Raw genomic sequence first — 20,583 nt, forward strand, 5'->3', positions numbered from 1 at the left:
CCATCCGCTTATCGCCTTCAATCGACATCTCGCACCTCACGAACACGCCACGATGCTCGTGAATGAATCACAACCGATTCATCCGGTTCAAGTTTTTTCGTGCGAGACTGGTAAGTGATTCAGATACTTATGGGTAATCGCAAGACCCGCCGGATGGATACGTTTCGGCAAGGTCGGTGTTCAGCTCTCCCATACCATTGCGCATCGCCTTTCGACAGGCAGCCCTGCTTTCCGCTCGTTCTCCAGAAGGCCCGCAAGTCGTGGCGGCACTTGCGTCCGTCCGAGCGTGCGAAATCCACAAGATTGGTAGAAGAGTTCATTCCACGAAACGGATCGGAAGGTGGTCAGAGTGATGTCCGCCAAGCCCTGCTTCGCAGACCAACGTTGAGCTGTTTCGATCAATTGGCGACCGACGCCCTGCTTTTGTGCTTCAGAGCGGACCGACAGCTCCCAGATTTGGAGCGATGCCCCGAAGCGCTCGCCGCTGAGAAAACCCAGGATCGTATCGCCGTCCTCTGCCACCCATGTCGTGCCTTGGGCAATGAGCTCAAGGTGACGCTGAACGGATTGCGGATCGCCATGGGCTAGGGTCAGGACCCATTGATCTGATTTGCGCGATCTGATTCAAGCTCCGCAAGGAGCCTGAATGGTGAGCGATCTTTTTTGGCTGACGGACGAGCAAATGGCTCGGCTTCAGCCGTTCTTTCCCAAGAGCCATGGTCGGCCGCGGGTCGATGATAGCCGCGTGCTGAGCGGCATTATCTTCATCAATCGCAACGGCTTGCGGTGGCGGGATGCGCCGCGAGAATATGGTCCGGCAAAGACGCTCTATAACCGCTGGAAGCGATGGAGCGACAAGGGCGTGTTCACCCGGATGATGGATGGCCTGGCGTCCAAGGGGGCTGACCGCAAGACGATCATGATCGATGCGACCTATCTCAAAGCGCACCGCACGGCATCGAGCCTGCGGGTAAAAAAGGGGGTTCTGGGCGGCTGATCGGGCGCACGAAAGGCGGCATGAACACCAAGCTGCACGCTGTGACGGATGCGAGGGGCCGCCCGATCAGCTTCTTCATGACGGCGGGGCAGGTCAGCGATTACACAGGAGCAGCAGCGTTACTGGACGGCCTGCCCAAAGCACAGTGGCTACTGGGCGACCGGGGTTATGACGCCGACTGGTTCCGCGATGCTCTTGCAGAGAAAGGGATTTCGCACTGCATCCCGGGCAGAAAATCTCGCACAAAGCCCGTCAAATACGACAAACGACGATACAAAAGCCGCAACAGGATCGAGATCATGTTCGGTCGCCTCAAAGACTGGAGGCGTGTTGCAACACGCTACGACAGGTGCCCGACCGTCTTCCTGTCAGCAGTCGCTCTCGCCGCAACCGTCCTGTTCTGGCTATGAGTCCTGACCCTAACAGCAACGTGACCCACAATGCCAATGGCACCGAATGGTATAACGCCGACAACTGGTCGTTTGGCTTTGCGCCCGGCGGCCAGTCGGTGTCCAAGAGCCAATGCGACACGACCTCGGGGAGCGGCCGGTTGTGCCTGCACACGATCAACAGTGCCGGCGGCTATCGCTTCAATGATATCATCAGCTTCGGCGCCGACTACGAAAAGGTGATCTACACCAACAGCGGCGGCGCCGTCCCCGAACCGGCCAGCTGGGCGATGCTGATCGCCGGCTTTGGCCTAGTTGGCGCCGTGGCCCGCCGCCGCCGGGTTGCCACCGCCGCCTGAACAGAGCGCACTGCAAACAACAAAGGCGCCGTCCGGCCATCCGGGCGGCGCTTTTCGCTTCCGGCCCTGTCACGGCCACTCTGCCCTCACTCTGCCCCGTCTTGGCCACAATGGCATGCGATTGAGCACTGGAATCAGGGAAAAGATCGTGGCCACTGCCTATCGTATGCCTGAACCTGTCGAACCCGAGCCGGCGCCCGCGCGCCCGCTGAAGGTCGCGCTGTTCTCAGGCAATTACAATTATGTCAGGGATGGCGCCAACCAGGCGCTCAATCGCCTAGTCGCCTTTCTGGAGCGGCAGGGCTGCACTGTGCGCGTCTATTCCCCCACCAGCGATACCCCCGCGTTCGAGCCGGCTGGCACGCTGGTTTCGGTGCCGAGTTTTTCCATCCCCGGCCGCGGCGAATATCGCGTGGCACTGGGCCTGCCGGAACGGTTGAAGCGCGACGTCCGCGAGTTCGGCCCTGACATCATCCATCTTTCAGCCCCCGATCCCGCTGCCCACAGTGCCAAGCGGCTGGCGCGCCAATTGGGTGTGCCGGTGGTGGCTTCCATCCACACCCGCTTTGAAACCTATCTCGAATATTATGGCTTCGGCTTTGCCCGGCCGCTGATGGAAATGATGCTGGGGCGTTTCTATACCGGGCTGGACGAGGTGTTCGTCACCACCGCTGCCTTTGGCGAGACGATGCGCGACGCCGGCATTATTCGCACCGAGCCCGCGGTGTGGAGCCGGGGCGTTGACAAGGGCCGCTTCAATCCGAAGCGTCGTTCGCCAGAATGGCGCTGGAGCCTGGGCGTGGGCGATGCTGAACCGGTGATCGGCTTCGTTGGCCGGCTGGTGCTGGAAAAGGGGCTCGACACGGTTGCGGCCGCAGTCGCCGAATTGAAACGCCGCGGCGTGCCGCACCGGCTGGTGGTGGTGGGCGATGGCCCGGCGCGCGAGCGCTTCGAGGCGCTGGCCCCCGACGCGATTTTCACTGGCTTCCTTGATGGTACCAACCTGGCGCGGGCCTATGCCAGCATGGACATGCTGCTCAATCCGTCGACCACCGAAACCTTTGGCAATATCAACCTGGAAGCCATGGCCAGCGGCATCCCGGTGGTGGCGGCGCGGGCCAGCGGCAACGAATGCCTGGTCACCGATGGCGACACCGGCGCGCTGGTGACGCCGGGTGATATCACCGGCTATGCTGACGCCCTGCAGCGTTACTGCACCGATCCGCTGCTGCGCGCCGGCCATGGCAAGGCTGGTCTGGCCGCCGCACAGGCTTTTGACTGGGACGCCATCAACGGCGCCGTGCTCAGCCGCTATCGCGACCTAATCGCAACTAAACACCCGTAAGATAACGGGTTTTCTTTTTTCGCAAACGCGTTACGCGGATCGGCATGATCCGTGCGATTTGCCTTCTTGCCGCCATCACAATGGCGGTCCCCGCTGCGGCACAGTCTGCGCTTTCCATCGACGCGCTGGCCGCGGAGGTGGTCGCCGGCAATCCTGAGCGCCAATATCTTGCCCGCCAGATCAGCCTGGCGCAGACCGGTGTCGCGGCGGCTGGCCGGCTGGCGGATCCGGAAATCAGCGTCGATTTCGGCGAGAAGCGCACCGACAGCCCGCTCAATGGCCAGCGTCTGGGTGACGGCCCGGCCTTTGCCGTGTCGATCCTGCAGCCGATCGAGTTCAATGGCCGCATCCCGCTCAGGAAGGCAATCGCGCAAGGCAATGTGACGCTGGCGCGGCTGGGGCTGGCACAATTTGATGCAACGCTGGCCGGCCGCGCCCGCAGCCTGGGCTATCGCCTGTTTGCCGCCGGTGAACGCGCCGATGCCGCTGCCGCTGTGGCGGCCCGCATGCGCAGCCTGGCCGCGGTGCTGGTGGCGCGCGATCCGGCTGGCCCGGCGCCGCGCCAAGAAGCCGCCGTGCTGGAAGCGTCTGCCATCAACGCCGAACGCATCGCGGCCGAGGCGCAAGCCGCGTACAACACCGCGCTCTATGAACTGAATGGCCTGCGCGGCCAGCCCTTCCCGGCGCGGGTGCGCATCCTGCGTCCGCCGTCGGCACCGCCGCCGTTGCCGGATGTGACGGTGCTGGCCGATCGGCTGGAAGGCAGCAATTTCGAACTGCTTGCCCTGAAGGCGCAACTGGGCCAGCAGGGGCTGGCGGTGCGGTTGGCCGAAAAGAGCCGGGTGGGTGCCATCACGATCGGGCCCTATCTCACGCGGGAACGTGGCGATGTGCGCGACACCATTGCCGGGGTGCGCGCGCAGACCACGATCCCGTTGTGGAACCGGCAGGAAGGCGATGTGGCCGCAGCCGAATCGCGCGCCGCCCAAGGCGAGGCGGCACTGATCGCGACCCGCCGGCGGTTGCTGGCCAGCCTGCATGCCGATGCCGCCCTCTATCGCGCCCGTTCTGACGCGCTGGTTAAATGGCCGGGCGACGTGCCGCAGCGCTTTGCCGAGGCGGCCGCCGAAGCGGATCGTGCCTACCGCCTGGGCGCTGTCCCGCTGGCCACCTATGTGCAGATGCAGACCGGCTGGCTCGATGCCATGAGCGCTGTCCTCGATACCCGTGCCGGCCTGTGGGAAGCGCGCGAGAATATCCGCATCCTCACCGGGGGCGGCGAACAGCCGTGATCGCCACCCTGATTTCGGCCAGCGCCCGCCATCGCGGCGGCGTGCTGATCGCGGCGCTGATCGCGGCGGCCATCGGCCTTTATCACCTCGTCACCCTGCCGATTGACGCCATTCCCGACGTCACGGGCGTGCAGGTGCAGGTGAACACCGCCGTGCCGGGCCTCGCCGGCGAAGAGATCGAGACGCGGGTGACGGTGCCGATCGAACGACTGATGGGCGGCCAGCCCGGTCTGACTGGCTTCCGCTCGCTCACCCGTTCGGGCCTGTCGCAGGTGACCTTGCTGTATGAAGACGGCACCGATGTGATGCGCGCGCGCCAGGTGGTGACGGAACGGCTGGCCACCGCGATGGCGACACTGCCGCCCGGTTCGGCGCCGCAACTGGCACCGATCACCACCGGGCTGGGCGAGATCCTCTATTACACGCTTGAATGGGATCACCCGCCGCACGCCGAGCCGCATCACGCTGGCCTGCAACCGGCCAGCACCCACGACGAACATCTGATGGCCCTGGCCGAAACCCAGGAATATGTCGTCATCCCCATGCTGCGCCAGGTCGCCGGCGTCGCCGAAGTAAACAGCATCGGTGGGCTGGAACGCCAATATGTGATCGAGCCGGACCTGGCAAAGCTGGCGGCCGCCGGGGTGACGCCAGCCGAACTCGCCACGGCGGTGGCCGCCTATGCCGACAATGCCGGCGGCGGCGCCATCTCGCAGAGCGGCCGCCGGCTGGTGGTGCGCACCGACGCCAAGGTGATGCAGCCCGAAGCCATCGGCGCGCTGCCGGTGAAGTTCGCCGGCGGCGTGCGGCCGCTGACCGTGGCTGATCTTGCCACCGTGCGCGTTGGCCACATGCTGCGCGCGGGCGCGGCCACCGTGAACGGCCAGCAGACCGTGATGGGCACCATCATGATGCTCACCGGCCAGAACAGCCGCGAGGTCGCCCGGCGGGTGGACGAACATCTGTCCGAGGTGCAGGCGGCCTTGCCCAAGGGCATGGTGATCAAGGTGCGCTATGATCGTGCCGACATTGTCGAGCGCACTGTCGCCACCGTGCGCAGCAATCTTTCCGAAGGCGCATTGCTGGTGGCGTTCGTGCTGATCATGGCGCTGGGCCAGTGGCGCGCGGCGCTGATCGTGGCGGCGGTGATTCCGGTGGCCTTCCTGCTGGCCAGCATTGGCATGGTGCGGCTCGATATCAGCGGTAATCTGATGAGCCTGGGTGCGCTCGATTTCGGGCTGGTCGTTGATGGGGCGATTGTGGCGGTGGAAAACGCCCTGCGCCGGCTGGGGGCGGAACAGGCCCGGCTGGGCCATCCTCTCACCGACACCGGTCGCCGCGCGGTGATTTCCGAAGCCATGGGGCAGGTGGCGCGGCCCGTGGCCTTTGGTGTGGCGATCATCACGCTGGTTTATGTGCCGGTGCTGGCACTGGGCGGGGTGGAAGGCAAATTGTTCCGGCCGATGGCGATCACGGTGATGCTGGCGCTGTCGGCAGCGCTGCTGGTGAGTGTGACGCTGGTGCCGGCACTGGCATCCTATTGGCTGAAGGCCGGCGCCAGTACCGAGCCGACCCGGCTGGTGGCGGCGCTGGAAGGCGCCTATCGCCCGGTGCTGACCGCCACGCTGGCGCGGCCGCTGCTGGCGCTGGTGCCGGCGCTGCTGGCGGTGGGCGCGGCTGGGCTGCTGTTCACCCGGCTTGGCACCCAGTTCACGCCGCGGCTGGACGAAGGCTCGATCACCACGATGATCTACAAGCCGGTGGACATGAGCCTGGAGCGCAGCCTTGAACTCGAAATCGCGCTGGAAAAATCGCTGCTCAAGCAATTCCCGCAGATCACCGCCGTGTTTTCGCGCATCGGCACCTCGGCGGTGGCCACCGATCCGATGCCGCCGAACGAGAATGATCTTTATGTCAGCTACAAGCCGCTGAGCGAATGGCCAGCCGATGGCCCGCAGAGCAAGGTCGCGTTGCAGGATGCCATCGAAGCCGAAGCCCGCCGCCAGTTTGCCGATCAGAGCTTCCTGCGCGGCCAGCCGATCGAGATGCGTTTCAACGAAATGCTGGAAGGCACCCGCGCCGATCTGTCGGTGAAGATTTTCGGCGACGACAATGACCGGCTGGAACAATTGGGCGGCCAGGTGCTGAACGTGATGAAACGTCTGCCTGGCACGGCGCAGGCCGAATATGAAGTGGATGGCCGCACCCCCAGCCTGGTGGTGCGGGTTGATCATGACGCGCTGGTGCGGCTGGGCCTGGGGGCGGACGAGGTGAACCGTGCCATCAGCACCGCGCTGGCGGGGCAGGAAGTGGGGGCCATATTGGAAGGCATCCGCCGCCACGGCATCGTGGTGCGCCTGCCCGATTCCAGCCGCGCCGATCTCGATACCATCCGGGCGCTGCCGCTCAGGGTCGGGCAGGCCGGGCTGCTGCCGTTGGGCCGGGTGGCAAGGCTTGAGGAAGTGCTGGCGGTGGAGCCGGTGCGCCGTGACAATGGCCAGAAGCGCGCGGCGCTGCTGGTCAATCTTTCGGGCAGCGATATCGAGGGCTATGTCGCCCGCGCCAAGGCCGAGATGGCGAAGGCGGTGGCGCTGCCCGAAGGCTATCGCATCGAATATGGCGGCCAGTTCAAGCAGTTGCAGGAAGCCAAGGCCCGGCTGGCGGTGCTGGTGCCGGCGTGTCTGCTGCTGATCCTTGTGCTGGTCTATGGCGCGCTGGGCTCGGTCTCCCAGGCGCTGATCGTGTTTGCCGGCATCCCGCTGGCGGTGACGGGCGGCGTGTTTGCGCTGGCCGTGCGGGCCATGCCCTTTTCCATCACGGCGGCGATCGGCTTCATCGCGCTGTCGGGAATCGCGATGTTGAATGGCCTGGTGATGGTTGACCACATCAACCATCTGCGCGGCGAAGGCATGGCCAGGGACGATGCGGTGCGCGAGGGCGCCATGGACCGGCTGCGGCCCGTCATCTCCACCGCGTTGGTGGCCAGCATCGGTTTCCTGCCGATGGCGATTGCCACTGGCGCCGGGGCGGAGGTGCAGCGCCCGCTCGCCACCGTGGTGATCGGCGGCATCCTCTCCTCAACCCTGCTCACCCTGCTGCTGCTGCCGGCGCTGTACCGGCGCTTTGTGAAGGGCTGACCCTTGAGGAATCACCTCGGTCAGCCTACATGGGTGATGCCGGCTTGCCGGATATGGCGATAAATGATGCCGTGAAATAGACGCAGCGGACCCGGGGGCAGTACCCGGCGGCTCCACCATTCTCCAACCCGTTGTCGGGGCGATGTATGGGGCCGAACCAGAATCGACGTGTGTTCAAAGACGATGTTTTTGCCCGGCCTGAATGAGCCGTAAAACCGTTCAAAACACCATAAATGCCAACGACAACGAGGCATTCGCAATCGCAGCGTAACCCGGTCCTCACGGACTGAGTTTCACTGGCCGAAAGCGCGGTTCGGGCCACACCGGGCAACAGAAGTGGATTCCAGCGGCCCGAGGGGGGCCGGGCAACAGAACCCCCTCACCAATTTGCACAATCACGGCCCCCCGACCCACAAGCGACTCTGGGGGGCCGGGCAACAGAACCCCCTCACTTCTCCGTTTGCGTGATCACCTCGTCGAGCCGCGCCAGCGGCAGGCCCCATTTGCGCACGATCATCACATTGTGCAGCACCTGGCCGCCGGGCTGCAGCGCCAGCCATTGATCGGCGCGCAGGCCGCCCTTCATGGTGAAACGCAGGTGCAGGCGATTGCCCTCGATGCGGCCGGTCACCGGCCCGGCAGCATCGCTCAGGCTGCCGGCGACACCACTTGGCCCATCACGGCGCAACTGCCATTGCCGCTGCGTGGCCGGCTGGCCGGCCAAAATCACTGTCTGATCGAGGATGAGGCCGCCATCGCTTCCCCACCGCCCGGCGCTGGCCACCGTCACGGCGCGTGGCCGGCGCAGGGCGATCTTCAGCGTGCCTTTGCCCCGGCTCTGCCCGGCAAAGAAGGCGAGCGCGTCAAGCGCCGGTGCATCGGTCCGGGTCGGCGGCAATCGCCCGGCCGAAACACAGCCCGGCAGGCAGGCAAGCAGAACCATAACCGTGGCCACTTGCCCCGTGGTCCCGCGTTGCATCATGTTTTCCTCCCCCAGGTGCCGGCGCACGACGGCGAAGATACGCACGGCCCGGCTGCGGCGATGTCATCCGTCATTGCGGCGGGCATATCGCTTGACCTTGGCCCCCCTTGACCTAGACAACGCCTCGCGCCAATCGATGGCGGCACTTCACCCGCATTTTCCAGCCAAGGCTCAGTTCTCGTGAACGACACCACGCCCGACAGCCTGATCCCCTACGACGATATCGTCCAGGATGCGCTGCGCGGTGTGGTCAGCCGCGTCTTGCAGCGCATTTCGGATGAAGGCGGCCTGCCCGGCGGCCATCATTTCTACATTGCTTTCCGCACTCGCGCGCCCGGTGTTTCCATCCCGAAACATCTGATGGAGCGCTATCCGGACGAGATGACCATCGTCATCCAGCACCGTTATTGGGATCTGGTGGTGGCCGATGATCATTTCTCCATCGGGCTCAGCTTCAACCAGATGCCGTCCAGCCTGGTGATCCCCTATGATGCCATTGTCGGCTTTGTGGATCCGGCGGTGAATTTTGCCCTGCAATTCCCGCCCAAGGATGGCGAAGGCCCGCCGCCCGAGGAGCCGCCGCCGGAAGCGCCGTCGCCCGAACCTCAGGATGAAGGCAGCAACGTCGTTACCCTTGATCGGTTCCGCCGCAAGTGACGCAGTTTGCCCGCACCGGCGCGCCGGCCCGCAGTCCACTCCGGCGCGGCCTGATGTTCGTGTTGTCCTCCCCCTCGGGTGCCGGCAAGACCACCATGTCGCGCGCGCTGATGGCCGAAGACAGCGGCATCACCATGAGCGTTTCGGCCACAACGCGCAGCCCACGCCCCGGTGAAGTGGACGGCGTGGATTATTATTTCGTGTCGCACGATCAGTTCCAGTCGATGGTCGAAGAAAACGCCCTGCTGGAATGGGCGACCGTGTTCGGCAACCGTTATGGCACACCGCGCGCGCCGGTCGAATCGGCGCTGGCCGATGGGCGGGATGTGCTGTTCGATATCGACTGGCAGGGCACCCAGCAGCTGCAGCAGACCGATGCGGCCTCCGATCTGGTGCGGGTGTTCATCCTGCCGCCGCATCTGGACGAGCTGGAGCGCCGGCTCAGGAATCGCAACACCGATCATCCCGAAGTGATCGCCGATCGCATGGCCCGCGCCCGCGACGAGATCAGCCATTGGGGCGAGTATGATTATATCCTCGTCAACGATGATGCCGAAACCTGCCTGAATGAAATTCGCGCCATCCTGAAGGCCGAACGCCTGCGCCGCAAACGCCAGTTGGGCCTGGCCGGATTCGTGCGCGGTATGTTGGGCGAATGATGAGGCGCGCGCTGGCCCTGCTGGCGCTGCTGGTTCTGGCCGGCTGCAGCGGCAAGGATGAAGAACTGCGCCCCTATGCCGTCGTGCGCCGTGCCGATGTGTGGCAGGCGGTGATCAAGGATCAGGATCGCGGCCGGCTGGCACGCCTTTCGGAAGCCTGGGATCAGGCCCGCGCCGATGTGGCCGAAGCCGGCGCCGCCGCCGACTTGGCCGCGCTTGGCCCGGTGGCCGGCGAAGCCATCGTCGTTAACCCGGCCCTGCCATCGGCGGGGGATCATCAGTGCCGTATCATCCAGATCGGTTGGCGGCAGGGCAGCCCGCGTGTCAGCCCGGCGGTGCAGGCCAGTGCCTGGGCGCCCTGCCGGCTCAGCGCCGATGGCATCGTGCTGCGCATTGAAACGGCGCCGGGGCCGCAGCAATATATGGGCACGCTTTATCCCGATGTGGATCGGCTGGTGTTTCTGGGCACAGTGCGGTTGGCCGGCGAGATGGGCCGGCTGCGCTATGGCGAGGATGGCCAGCGCGACCAGCTGGGCGTGTTGCAGGCGATCGGGCCTGGCCATTGGCGCATTGCGTTGCCGTGGCCGCGCTGGACGGCACGATTGGTGCTGATCGAACTGCGCGCCGCCTGATCGTGCCGTGGGGCATTGCCGAATTGCTCAGCGCGCAGGGCTGGGCCTTCTGGATCGCAGCGCTGGCCGGCGTCACCATTCTGGGCCTTGCCAAGGGCGGCTTTGCCGGCCTGGGGGTGCTGGGCGTGCCGATCATGGCGCTGGGCATGAGCCCGGTGCTGGCCGCGGCCATCCTGCTGCCGATCCTGCTGGTGCAGGACGTGTTTTCGGTGAAGGCCTTTGGCGCGCATCGTGACGATGGCGTGCTGAAGCGCATGGTGCCGGGCGCTTGCCTGGGCATCTTTGCTGGCTGGGCGCTGGCGCGTTTCGTGTCGGTATCGGTGGTGGAAGCGGCCGTTGGCCTGATTGCCATCGTCTTTGCCATCCAGCGCATCCGTGCCGAACATTGCGGCGTGCCAGCGCGGCTCGGCGGCGCCTGGGAGGGCGTGGCCATGGGTGCGGCGGCCGGCTTCACCAGCCAGATCGCCCATGCCGGCGGACCGCCGTTCCAGATGCATGTGCTGCCCCGCAAGCTGCCGCGTGACATGTTCATCGGCACCAGCAGCGTGTTTTTCGCGTTGATCAACTGGCTCAAAGTGCCGGCCTATTATGCGCTTGGTGCCTTCACGCCGGCCAATCTGTGGCTGGCCGCCGCGCTGATGCCGGCGGCGCTGGCGTCCACCTGGGCCGGCACCGTGCTGGTGCGGCGTATTGATGGCCCGCGTTTCTATGCCATCATGCACACACTGATGATCCTGGTTGGCGGCAAGCTGGCGTGGGACGGCTTGTCGGCCTTGGTTTGAGGGGAATGAAGATGAAGACGATTGTGCTGGCGGCTGCCCTGCTTGCCACCCCCACGGTTGCGGCGCCGGTTGACCTGGTGACGCTCTACAAGGATCTTCACGCCCATCCCGAACTGAGTTTCGAGGAGGTGCGCTCTGCTGGCATCCTTGCCGCTGAAGCCCGCGCCGCCGGTTTCGAAGTGACCGAAAAGGTCGGTCGCACCGGCATTGTGGCGGTGCTGAAGAACGGCAAGGGCCCCACCGTGCTGATCCGCGCCGACATGGACGGGCTGCCGGTGAAGGAAGCCACCGGGCTGCCCTATGCCAGCACCGCGATGGGCCGCTATGGCGATGGGCCGATGACGCCGGTGATGCATGCCTGCGGTCACGATATCCACATGAGCGTGTGGGTGGGCACGGCGCGCTGGCTGGCGGAAAATCGCAAGGCGTGGCGCGGTACCGTGGTGATGATCGGCCAGCCAGCCGAGGAAGGGCTTGGCGGGGCACGGGCGATGATTGCCGATGGGCTGTTCACGCGCTTTCCCAAGCCGGATTATGCGTTGGCCCTGCACGACAGCAGCGGCATCCCGGCCGGCACGGTGAGCGTGCCGCAGTTGCGGGCGCTGTCCATCTCGACCTCGATGGACATGGTGGTGAAGGGCGTTGGCGGCCACGGCGCCTATCCGGCCAGCACCAAGGACCCGGTGGCGCTGGCCGCTCGCATCGTCACCGGCCTGCAGCCGCTGATTTCCCGCGAGAACGATCCGTTCCAGCCGGCGGTGATCACCGTGGGCAGCATCCACGGCGGCACCAAGCACAACATCATCCCCGACGAGGTGAAACTGCAGCTGACCATCCGCAGCTATGATCCGGGGCAGCAGCAGCGCCTGCTCGATGGCATTGCCCGGGTGGCGCGCGGCGAGGCGATTGCCGCCGGCCTGCCCGAAACCCTGATGCCGGTGATCAATCACACCGGCTATGGCGTGCCGACCCTGAATGATCCGGCGCTGGCCGCCCGCATCAAGACGCAGTTCGAAGCCAAGCTCGGCAAGGCGCGGGTGATCGATCTTGATCCGTCGATGGCGTCGGAGGATTTCCAGTATTTCGGGCTGGAAGCCAAGGCGCCGTCAGTGATCTTCTGGTTGGGCGGCGTCGGCCAGGCGCAGTGGGATGCGGCGCAAAAGGGTGGGCCAGCCATCCCGTCGCTGCACAACAGCGGCTGGGCCCCCGATCCGGCGCCGACCATCGCGACGGGCGTGGAAAGCATGGCGGCGGCGGTCACGCTGCTGCTGCCGGCGAAATAGCCTTATCAAAAGCGCCAAGCGCCGAATCGCCCCATCGGCGTGCTACAACCCTTCCAACATTACGGCTGGGAGGCTGAACCATGCGCGAATACACCAAATTCTATATCGACGGCCAATGGGTGGATCCGGCGGTGCCCAAGCAGCTGGACGTGATCAACCCGGCGACCGAAGCCGTGGCCGGCGTGATCTCGATGGGCAGCGCTGCCGATGCCGACCGCGCGGTCATGGCCGCCCGCAAGGCGTTCCCGGGCTATTCACAAACCAGCCGCGCCGACCGCGTTGAATTGCTGCAGAACATCCTGGCGAAATATCAGGAGCGTTTTGCCGAAATCGCCGCGGCCATCACCGAGGAAATGGGCGCGCCGGGTTGGCTCGCCATGCAGGCGCAGGCCGCCATCGGCGTTGGCCACCTGATGACCGGCATCGAGGTGCTGAAGAATTACGAGTTCGAAAAGCTGCGCGGCACCACGCTCATCACCCATGAACCCATCGGCGTGTGCGCTTTCATCACGCCGTGGAACTGGCCGATCAACCAGATCGCCTGCAAGGTCGTGCCGGCGATCGCCACCGGTTGCACCATGGTGCTCAAGCCGTCGGAAATCGCGCCGTTCTCGGCGATCCTGTGGGCCGAAGTCATGCACGCCGCCGGTGTGCCGGCCGGTGTCTTCAACCTCGTCAACGGCGACGGTCCCACCGTTGGCGCGGCGCTTTCATCGCACCGCGAAGTCGATATGGTCAGCTTCACCGGCAGCACCCGCGCCGGCATCGAAGTTGCCCGCAATGCCGCCCCCACCGTCAAGCGTGTCCACCAGGAACTCGGCGGCAAGTCGCCGAACATCATTCTTGACGATGCCGATCTGCAGGTCGCCGTTGCCGGCGGCGTCAAGTCGGTGATGATGAACAGCGGCCAGTCGTGCAATGCGCCAACGCGCATGCTGATCCCGGCCGCCAAGATGGAAGCGGCCAAGGCCATCGCCAAGGCGGCTGCCGAAGCCACTACAGTCGGTTCGCCTGATGGCAATGCCGCGATGGGGCCTGTTGTCAGTGAGACGCAGTGGACCAAGATCCAGGGGCTGATCCAGAAGGGTATCGACGAAGGCGCGACGCTGGTCAGCGGCGGCACCGGGCGCCCGGATGGCCTCGACAAGGGCTATTATGTCAAGCCGACGATCTTTGCCGATGTCAGCAACGATATGACGATTGCGCGCGAGGAAATCTTTGGCCCGGTGCTGGCAATGCTGCCCTACCAGTCCGAGGAACAGGCCGTGGCGATCGCCAATGATACGGTCTACGGCCTCGCCGGCTATATCTCGGGTGAGCCGGAACACGCCCGTAAGGTCGCGCGCCAGTTGCGGACTGGCCAGGTCAACATCAACCAGGCCCCCGGTGACATGATGGCGCCGTTCGGCGGCTACAAACAGTCGGGCAACGGCCGCGAGTGGGGCGATCACGCCTTCACCGACTTCCTTGAAACCAAGGCCATCATTGGCTGGGGCGAAGCGGCGACAGCGGCAGAATAATCGTCAACGCCGTGCGCCGGCGGCGCACGGCAGCGATGTCTGGGGGGATTATCATGGCAGCCTATATTGTTTTCACGCGTGAACGCTTGCGCGATCCGGAAGAGTTCGCGACCTATGGCGGCAAGGCCGGCGGGACTCTTGCCGGGCACGTTGCCAAGCCGCTGGCCTTCTATGGTGCCCACGAAACACTGGAAGGCGCACCGATCGAAGGCGCCGTGATCGTGGAATTCCCTGACACCGCAGCGGCGAAGGCCTGGTACAACAGCCCCGCCTATCAGGATGCCGTGAAGCATCGCTTTGCCGGTGCCGATTATCGTGTCTTCATTACCGAAGGTCTGTAACACCATGGCTCTGCGCACCGTCATCTGTGATCTGCTGGGTGTCGATCACCCCGTCCTGCTCGCCGGCATGGGCGGCGTTTCCTATGCCGAAGTCTGTGCCGCCGTCAGCGACGCGGGCGGCTTCGGTTCACTGGGCATGGCCGGCCTGCCGCCCAAGTTCATCGCCGATCAGATGGCGCGCGTGAAAGACCTGACCGACAAACCGTTCGGCGTCGATCTGCTTACCGCCCAGCCCGAAACGCTCACGGCCAGTGTGGACGTGATCATCAAGGGCGGCGCGAAGGCCTTCATCGCCGGCCTGGGCGTGCCGGTGGCGATCATTACCGAACTGAAACAGGCCGGCATCGTCGTGATGTGCATGGCCGGCAACGTGAAGCACGCCGTGAAAGCCGCCGAAGCCGGCTGCGACGTGATCATCGCGCAGGGCACCGAAGGCGGCGGCCACACCGGCAGTGTTGCCTCGGTTGCGCTGTGGCCGCAGTGCGTGGATGCGGTCGATATTCCGGTGGTGGCGGCCGGTGGCCTTTATGATGGGCGCGGGCTCGCCGCGGCGCTGGCCTTTGGTTGTGTGGGCGTGTGGATGGGCACTCGCTTCATCGCCAGCCATGAGGCGCATGCCGGCCAGAAATACAAGGACGCCATTGTGGGCATGAGCGAAAGCGACACGGTGATTTCGAAGGTGTTCACCGGCAAGACGCTGCGCGCCATCGTCAACGATTCGAACCGCGATTTCGACAATCGCAATGCCAAGCCCTTTGCCGCACAGGTAATGGAATCGGTCCAGCTGAACCGGTTGGGGCCGATTGCTGGTGTGCTGGACGTGATCCCCGAAACCCAGTGCCTGGCAGCTGGGCAGGGCGGCGGCGGCATCAATGAGATCCTGCCCGCTGGCGAAATCGTGCGCCGCACGGTAGCAGAAGCGCAAGCCACTCTGGCCAGCCTGAGGAGCCTTGGTTGATGCGCGCATTGTTGATTGCGGCCCTGCTGGCAGCAGTGACACAGGGGCCTGCCCTGGCCGCCGAACCACAGGGCGGCCCGGTGTTCGCCGGATTCGGCAAGCACACGCCGGTGGAACATGACGTCGCCATCCCCAAGGGCATGGTGCTGCGCCACGTTTATGATGTCACCAAGGCGGCGCCCGGTAAGCTCAATCCGGGCTTTGAAACCGCGGCGCGCTTCATCAACACCCATGTCGCCAACGGCGTTGCCCAGCGCGATGTGGCGGTGGCCGTGGTGGTGCATGGCCCGGCCATCGCCGAGCTGACCAAGTCCGAGGTTTATGCCGCCCGCAATCCCGGCACCGCCAACGCCAGCGAAGCCATGGTCAAGGAAATGCTGGCCAAGGGCGTGCGTTTCCTGGTGTGCGGGCAGGCCGCCAACGCTATGGGTGTCAAGAAGGCCGATCTGCTTCCTGGCGTCGAACTGTCGATCTCGGCCAGCAGCGCCCACGCCATCCTGCAGGCGCAGGGCTATACACTCAATCCGTTCTGAAGGGTTTCGCCATGCTGCGCACCGCCGTTCTGTTCCTGATGTTGACGGCCGCCCCGGCCTTGGCGCAATCGCGTGAAGGCTTCGGCCCCGGTCCGGTGCTGTCCGATGTCGGCCCGATCGCGCCGGTGGACAGCGATCTCGCGCTCCCCAAGGGCGCCAAGTTCAAGATCGCCTTCGACGTCTCGTCAAAGGCTGCGCCCGGCGCGCTGAGCCGGCAGATCGAAACCGCGGCGCGCACGCTCAACATGCATGTCGCCGCCGGAGTCCCGCAGAAGGACGTGCAGATCGTGGTGATCGTCCACGGCCCCGGCGCGATGGACCTGCTCAAACCCGAAGTCTATGCCGCCCGCAACGAAGGCAAGGCCAACGGCAGCCTTGCGGCCGTGCAGAAGCTGCTTGGCGCCGGCGTCGAATTCTACCTGTGTGGGCAGACGGCGATGGGCCAGAAGATCACGAAGGCTGATCTCATCCCCGGCGTGAAGATGTCGCTCTCCGCCATCACCGCCCACGCTGTCTATCAGCAGCGCGGCTACACGCTGAACCCGTTTTAACCCTTCAGGCTCGGCGCGCGGGCAGCGGCTTCGCCGGCGTCCACTTCTGGCCCCGGAATGCCCGAATCGACCCGGCCGTTTGCCGCGATGTGGATGGCGCGGCGGATGCGCGGATAGGTGCCGCAGCGGCACAGGTTGGTGATGGCGGCGTTGATGTCGTCGTCCGACGGGTTGGGCTTGTCCTTCAACAGAGCGGCGGCAGCCATGATCATGCCCGATTGGCAATAGCCGCATTGCGGCACTTGCACCGCGATCCATGCCTGCTGAAGCGGGTGGTCGCGATTGTCGGACAGGCCTTCGATGGTGGTGACCAACGTGCCTTCCAGATCGGCAATTGTCACCTGGCAGCTGCGTGTCGCCTTGCCGTCCACATGCACCGTGCAGGCGCCACACAGGCCCGCACCGCAACCATATTTGGTGCCGGTCAAACCCGCCGCATCGCGCAGCGCCCACAGCAGCGGCGTGTCGGGCGGCATCAGAAATTCGACAGGATTGCCGTTCACGGTGAACTTGGTCATTCCTTCCCATAGACTCTGGGAGGCCGCGATGGAACTGAAGACCCTCGATTACAGCGTGAACGACGGCATTGCCCGCATCACCCTGTGCCGCCCCGCCGAACTCAACACCATGAACGGCGATTTCTGGCCCGAAATGGTGCAGGTGTTCCGCGCCATCGAGCACGACATGGCGGTGCGCTGCGTTATCCTGGCTTCCACCGGCAAGCATTTCACCGCGGGCCTCGATCTGAACTGGGCCGGGCAAAATGCGGCGGCCAGCACGGGCGGCGATCTCGGTCGCCAGCGCGAAGCCTTCCGCCGCCATGTGAAGGAGCTGCAGGAAAGCTTCAACGTCATCGACAATTGCCGGGTGCCGGTCATCGTGGTGACCCAGGGCGGCTGCATCGGCGGCGGCGTTGATCTGGTGACGGCCTGCGATATCCGCATCTGCTCGTCGGATGCCTATTTCACCATCCAGGAAATCAATGTGGGCATTGTCGCCGATGTCGGCACGCTGCAGCGCATCCCGCACCTGCTGCCGCAGGGGCTGATCCGCGAACTGGCCTACACCGGCCGCAAGTTCCCGGCGGCCGAGGCGCTGAAGCATGGTTTCGTCAACAAGGTGGAAGATACGCAGGCCGCCGCGCTGGCCGCCGCCGAAGTGATGGCGCGCGAGATTTGCGCCAAATCCCCGCTGGCGATCACCGGCATCAAGCAGGTGCTCAACTATGGCCGCGATCACAGCGTTGCCGATGGCCTTGAATATGTTGCGGTCTGGAATGCCGGCATGCTGCAGGGTGAGGACATGAAGGAAGCCGTGAAAGCGCAAATGACGCGGCAATCTGCCACCTATGCAAACCTGAAAGCCTGACAATTTGGCTGGACCTGTGCGCTTATGACCCGGGTTTCTGCTTGCCTGTTGCGCTGCAGCGCGGCATAGGAAAATCATCTTTTGGCGGCTGAGTCCGCCCATTTCAGGCCAGGGGCAGTATGCGCCGCATTATATCGATGATCCTTTCCGCCGGGGCGATGGGCGCTTCGGCTCGCAGTTTTGCACAGGAAGCCGTTGCGGCCGCCCCGGTGCCGCCGGTCGCCACCACAGAGGTGCCCGCTGCCGTGCCGGCCCTGCAGGCCGCCACGCCAGGTATCGGCCAGCCCACGGGCGGCTGGGATCTGCAAACGCCAGTTACCGATATCGCCGTTGAAGCCAGCAACATGGTGTACAACGTGCTCAACCCGGTGATGTTCGCCGTCGCCGTGTTCGTGCTGGTGCTGCTGGCGTGGACGATGTTCCGTTATCGCGCCGCCGCCAACCCGGTGCCGTCGAAGAACAGCCACAACACCGTGATCGAAGTGATCTGGACGGTGGTGCCGGCGCTGATCCTTGTGGTCATCGCCTTCCCCAGCTTCCGCCTGCTGGCCAATCAATATGATCCGCCCAAGGCCGATATCACCATCAAGGCCATCGGCCACCAGTGGTATTGGGAATATGAATATCCCGATCAGGGCGGTTTCACCTTTGATTCGGTGATGCTCACCAACGAAGAAGCCGCCAAGCGGGGCACGCCCAAGTTGCTCGATGTCGATAACCGCGTGGTGGTGCCGGTCGGTGCCACGGTGAAGATCCTCACCACCGCTGCCGACGTGATCCACAGCTTTGCCATCCCGGCCTTCTATCTGAAGATGGACGCCGTTCCGGGCCGCATCAACGAAACGTGGTTCAAGACCGATCGCCCGGGCGTGTATTTCGGCCAGTGCAGCGAGCTGTGCGGCACCAAGCATGCCTACATGCCGATTGCCATCGAAGTGCTGCCGAAGGCGCAGTTCGATGCCTGGGTTGCCGCCAAGCAGAAGGAAAACGGCATTGAGCCGAAAGCGGCCGAAGCCGCTCCTGCTGAAGCTGCTCCCGCAACCGTTCCCGCTGCCGATGCTGCTGCCCCCGTCGCTGATGCGGCTGCGGCGGCTCCGGCTGCCCAGTAAGATTCGAGAAGAGGACCCGTATCATGGCTCACGCCGCAACCGCCGGTGCTCATGACCACGATCATGATCACAAGCCTGGCTTCATTCAGCGCTGGCTCTTTTCGACCAACCACAAGGATATCGGAACGCTTTACCTGATCTTCGCGATCATCGCCGGCACCATCGGCGGCGCGATCTCGGGCATCATGCGTCTCGAACTGGCAGAGCCGGGCATCCAGTGGCTCACCTTCATGACCCAGGGCAATGTCGATCAGGCCAATCATCTGTGGAACGTGTTCATCACCGCCCACGGTCTGATCATGGTGTTCTTCACCGTCATGCCCGCAATGATCGGCGGCTTTGGTAACTGGTTCGTGCCGATCATGATCGGCGCGCCGGACATGGCGTTCCCGCGCATGAACAACGTGTCGTTCTGGCTGCTGGTGCCGTCGTTCCTGCTGCTGTGCGGCTCGATGTTCGTTGAGGGCCCCGCAGGTGCCAATGGCGCCGGTACCGGCTGGACGGTCTATCCGCCGCTGTCGACGTCCGGCCACCCCGGCCCGGCCGTGGACATGGCGATCCTGTCGCTGCACATCGCTGGCGCTTCGTCGATCCTCGGTGCGGTCAACTTCATCACCACCATCTTCAACATGCGCGCGCCGGGCATGACCCTGCACAAGATGCCGCTGTTCGTCTGGTCGGTGCTGGTGACCGCCTTCCTGCTGCTGCTGTCGCTGCCGGTTCTGGCGGGTGCAATCACCATGCTGCTGACCGATCGCAACTTCGGCACCCACTTCTTCTCGGCTGATGGCGGTGGTGATCCGGTGCTCTATCAGCACCTGTTCTGGTTCTTCGGCCACCCCGAAGTCTACATCCTCATCCTGCCGGGCTTCGGCATCGTCAGCCAGGTTGTGTCCACCTTCAGCAAGAAGCCGGTCTTTGGCTATCTCGGCATGGCCTATGCCATGGTCGCCATCGGCTTCATCGGCTTTGTCGTGTGGGCGCACCACATGTTCACCGTTGGCCTCGACGTGAACACCAAGATGTATTTCACCGCCGCCACGATGATCATCGCGGTGCCCACCGGCATCAAGATCTTCAGTTGGATCGCGACGATGTGGGGCGGTTCCATCCGCTTCGACACGCCGATGCTGTGGGCGATCGGTTTCATCTTCATGTTCACCGTGGGCGGCGTTACCGGCGTGCTGCTCTCCAACGCCGGCGTGGATACCTATTTCCACGACACCTACTATGTCGTGGCGCACTTCCACTACGTGCTGTCGCTGGGCGCCGTGTTCGCCATCTTCGCCGCCTGGTATTATTGGTTCGGCAAGATGTTCGGCAAGCAGTACAACGAGACGCTCGGCAAGCTGCACTTCTGGGTGTTCTTCATCGGCGTGAACATCCTGTTCTTCCCGATGCACTTCCTGGGCATGGACGGCATGCCGCGCCGCATCGCCGATTATCCGGACATGTATGCCTACTGGAACCAGATCGCTTCCTACGGCTATGCTATCATGGGCGTCGGGATGCTGTTCTTCTTCCTGAACCTGCTGGTGTCGTTCTTCTCCAGCCGCAAGGTCGAAGACAATTACTGGGGCGAAGGCGCCACCACGCTGGAATGGACCCTGTCCAGCCCGCCGCCGTTCCACCAGTTCGAAACCCTGCCGGTCATCAAGTAACCGGCGATCCGGGGGCAGGGTGACCTGC

19 protein-coding genes, 1 other RNA gene and 2 pseudogenes are annotated in these 20,583 nt (G+C 64.4%); 19 read left to right on the forward strand and 3 right to left on the reverse strand.

Translation table 11 applies throughout. The features are described 5' to 3' along the window. Nucleotides 1-180 precede the first annotated feature (180 nt). Complete coding sequence (locus RT662_RS02415; protein ID WP_313668915.1) at nucleotides 181-624, reverse strand: GNAT family N-acetyltransferase; 444 nt, start codon at nucleotides 622-624, stop codon at nucleotides 181-183. A gap of 25 nt (nucleotides 625-649) precedes the next feature. Here RT662_RS02415 and RT662_RS02420 point away from each other — a divergent pair. The 6 genes and pseudogenes from RT662_RS02420 (at nucleotide 650) to ssrA (ending at nucleotide 7,865) form a co-directional block, all read left to right on the forward strand. Continuing rightward, nucleotides 650-1,407, forward strand: a protein-coding gene (locus RT662_RS02420) for an IS5 family transposase (protein WP_313668863.1) whose coding sequence is annotated in 2 segments (ribosomal slippage) — nucleotides 650-971 and nucleotides 971-1,407 — 759 coding nt in all. Because the reading frame shifts where the segments join, the coding sequence is not laid out codon by codon here. A 239-nt stretch (nucleotides 1,408-1,646) separates the two neighbouring features. After that, a pseudogene (locus RT662_RS16205) lies at nucleotides 1,647-1,745 on the forward strand (PEPxxWA-CTERM sorting domain-containing protein); the annotation flags it as partial. 166 nt (nucleotides 1,746-1,911) lie between these two features. Further along, complete coding sequence (locus RT662_RS02430; RefSeq protein ID WP_313668867.1) at nucleotides 1,912-3,090, forward strand: glycosyltransferase family 1 protein; 1,179 nt, start codon at nucleotides 1,912-1,914, stop codon at nucleotides 3,088-3,090. Nucleotides 3,091-3,170: 80 nt separating this feature from the next. Beyond that, the gene (locus tag RT662_RS02435) at nucleotides 3,171-4,382 is read left to right on the forward strand and encodes a TolC family protein (protein WP_313668869.1); all 1,212 of its coding nucleotides are present in this window, start codon (nucleotides 3,171-3,173) and stop codon (nucleotides 4,380-4,382) included. Then, entirely contained in the window at nucleotides 4,379-7,519 is a 3,141-nt protein-coding gene (locus RT662_RS02440) for a CusA/CzcA family heavy metal efflux RND transporter (RefSeq protein WP_313668871.1), read from the forward strand. The genes RT662_RS02435 and RT662_RS02440 overlap by 4 nt, the downstream gene beginning before the upstream one ends. Next, nucleotides 7,519-7,865, forward strand: a transfer-messenger RNA (tmRNA) gene (gene ssrA, locus RT662_RS02445). Before RT662_RS02440 ends, ssrA begins: the two co-directional genes overlap by 1 nt. 102 nt (nucleotides 7,866-7,967) lie before the next feature. Here the strand turns inward: ssrA and RT662_RS02450 are convergent. After that, nucleotides 7,968-8,462: a DUF3833 family protein gene (locus tag RT662_RS02450; protein ID WP_313668872.1), complete on the reverse strand. Its 495-nt coding sequence runs from the start codon at nucleotides 8,460-8,462 to the stop codon at nucleotides 7,968-7,970. A gap of 219 nt (nucleotides 8,463-8,681) precedes the next feature. Here RT662_RS02450 and RT662_RS02455 point away from each other — a divergent pair, with 219 nt between their 5' ends. From RT662_RS02455 to RT662_RS02500, 10 genes and pseudogenes are all read left to right on the forward strand, one after another. Further along, entirely contained in the window at nucleotides 8,682-9,158 is a 477-nt protein-coding gene (locus RT662_RS02455) for a ClpXP protease specificity-enhancing factor SspB (protein WP_313668874.1), read from the forward strand. A 53-nt stretch (nucleotides 9,159-9,211) separates the two neighbouring features. Then, the gene (gene gmk, locus RT662_RS02460) at nucleotides 9,212-9,817 is read left to right on the forward strand and encodes a guanylate kinase (RefSeq protein WP_313668916.1); all 606 of its coding nucleotides are present in this window, start codon (nucleotides 9,212-9,214) and stop codon (nucleotides 9,815-9,817) included. Continuing rightward, a complete protein-coding gene (locus RT662_RS02465) occupies nucleotides 9,817-10,449 on the forward strand; it encodes a DUF4893 domain-containing protein (protein ID WP_313668875.1) in 633 nt (210 codons plus the stop codon). Before gmk ends, RT662_RS02465 begins: the two co-directional genes overlap by 1 nt. A gap of 2 nt (nucleotides 10,450-10,451) precedes the next feature. Continuing rightward, complete coding sequence (locus tag RT662_RS02470) at nucleotides 10,452-11,231, forward strand: sulfite exporter TauE/SafE family protein (protein ID WP_313668917.1); 780 nt, start codon at nucleotides 10,452-10,454, stop codon at nucleotides 11,229-11,231. Between the two features lie 11 nt (nucleotides 11,232-11,242). Beyond that, complete coding sequence (locus tag RT662_RS02475; protein WP_313668877.1) at nucleotides 11,243-12,514, forward strand: amidohydrolase; 1,272 nt, start codon at nucleotides 11,243-11,245, stop codon at nucleotides 12,512-12,514. 80 nt (nucleotides 12,515-12,594) lie between these two features. After that, nucleotides 12,595-14,034 (forward strand): aldehyde dehydrogenase family protein, encoded by a 1,440-nt coding sequence (locus tag RT662_RS02480; RefSeq protein ID WP_313668879.1) that lies wholly within the window; start codon nucleotides 12,595-12,597, stop codon nucleotides 14,032-14,034. Between the two features lie 53 nt (nucleotides 14,035-14,087). Beyond that, nucleotides 14,088-14,375 (forward strand): DUF1330 domain-containing protein, encoded by a 288-nt coding sequence (locus RT662_RS02485; protein ID WP_313668881.1) that lies wholly within the window; start codon nucleotides 14,088-14,090, stop codon nucleotides 14,373-14,375. A gap of 4 nt (nucleotides 14,376-14,379) precedes the next feature. Continuing rightward, nucleotides 14,380-15,333 carry a nitronate monooxygenase gene (locus RT662_RS02490; RefSeq protein WP_313668883.1) on the forward strand — a complete coding sequence of 318 codons (954 nt, stop codon included), beginning with the start codon at nucleotides 14,380-14,382 and terminating at the stop codon, nucleotides 15,331-15,333. Nucleotides 15,334-15,590: 257 nt separating this feature from the next. Beyond that, a pseudogene (locus tag RT662_RS16210) lies at nucleotides 15,591-15,866 on the forward strand (DsrE family protein); the annotation flags it as partial. A gap of 11 nt (nucleotides 15,867-15,877) precedes the next feature. Next, nucleotides 15,878-16,417, forward strand: a complete 540-nt coding sequence (locus tag RT662_RS02500; protein ID WP_313668886.1) for a DsrE family protein — start codon at nucleotides 15,878-15,880, stop codon at nucleotides 16,415-16,417. On the opposite strand, the gene RT662_RS02505 is transcribed toward RT662_RS02500, so the two are convergent. Then, nucleotides 16,414-16,935, reverse strand: a complete 522-nt coding sequence (locus RT662_RS02505) for a 2Fe-2S iron-sulfur cluster-binding protein (protein WP_313668888.1) — start codon at nucleotides 16,933-16,935, stop codon at nucleotides 16,414-16,416. The two genes, RT662_RS02500 and RT662_RS02505, sit on opposite strands and share 4 nt — an antisense overlap. 28 nt (nucleotides 16,936-16,963) lie before the next feature. Between RT662_RS02505 and RT662_RS02510 the strand changes: the two genes are divergently transcribed. The 3 genes from RT662_RS02510 (at nucleotide 16,964) to ctaD (ending at nucleotide 20,555) form a co-directional block, all read left to right on the forward strand. Beyond that, a complete protein-coding gene (locus RT662_RS02510) occupies nucleotides 16,964-17,785 on the forward strand; it encodes a crotonase/enoyl-CoA hydratase family protein (protein ID WP_313668890.1) in 822 nt (273 codons plus the stop codon). A 137-nt stretch (nucleotides 17,786-17,922) separates the two neighbouring features. Beyond that, nucleotides 17,923-18,894 carry a cytochrome c oxidase subunit II gene (gene coxB, locus RT662_RS02515; protein WP_313668891.1) on the forward strand — a complete coding sequence of 324 codons (972 nt, stop codon included), beginning with the start codon at nucleotides 17,923-17,925 and terminating at the stop codon, nucleotides 18,892-18,894. 23 nt (nucleotides 18,895-18,917) lie between these two features. Then, a complete protein-coding gene (gene ctaD / locus RT662_RS02520) occupies nucleotides 18,918-20,555 on the forward strand; it encodes a cytochrome c oxidase subunit I (RefSeq protein ID WP_313668892.1) in 1,638 nt (545 codons plus the stop codon). The last annotated feature ends 28 nt before the right edge of the window (nucleotides 20,556-20,583 follow it).

It is taken from the genome of Sandarakinorhabdus sp. (assembly GCF_032115815.1).
Classification (GTDB): domain Bacteria; phylum Pseudomonadota; class Alphaproteobacteria; order Sphingomonadales; family Sphingomonadaceae; genus Sandarakinorhabdus.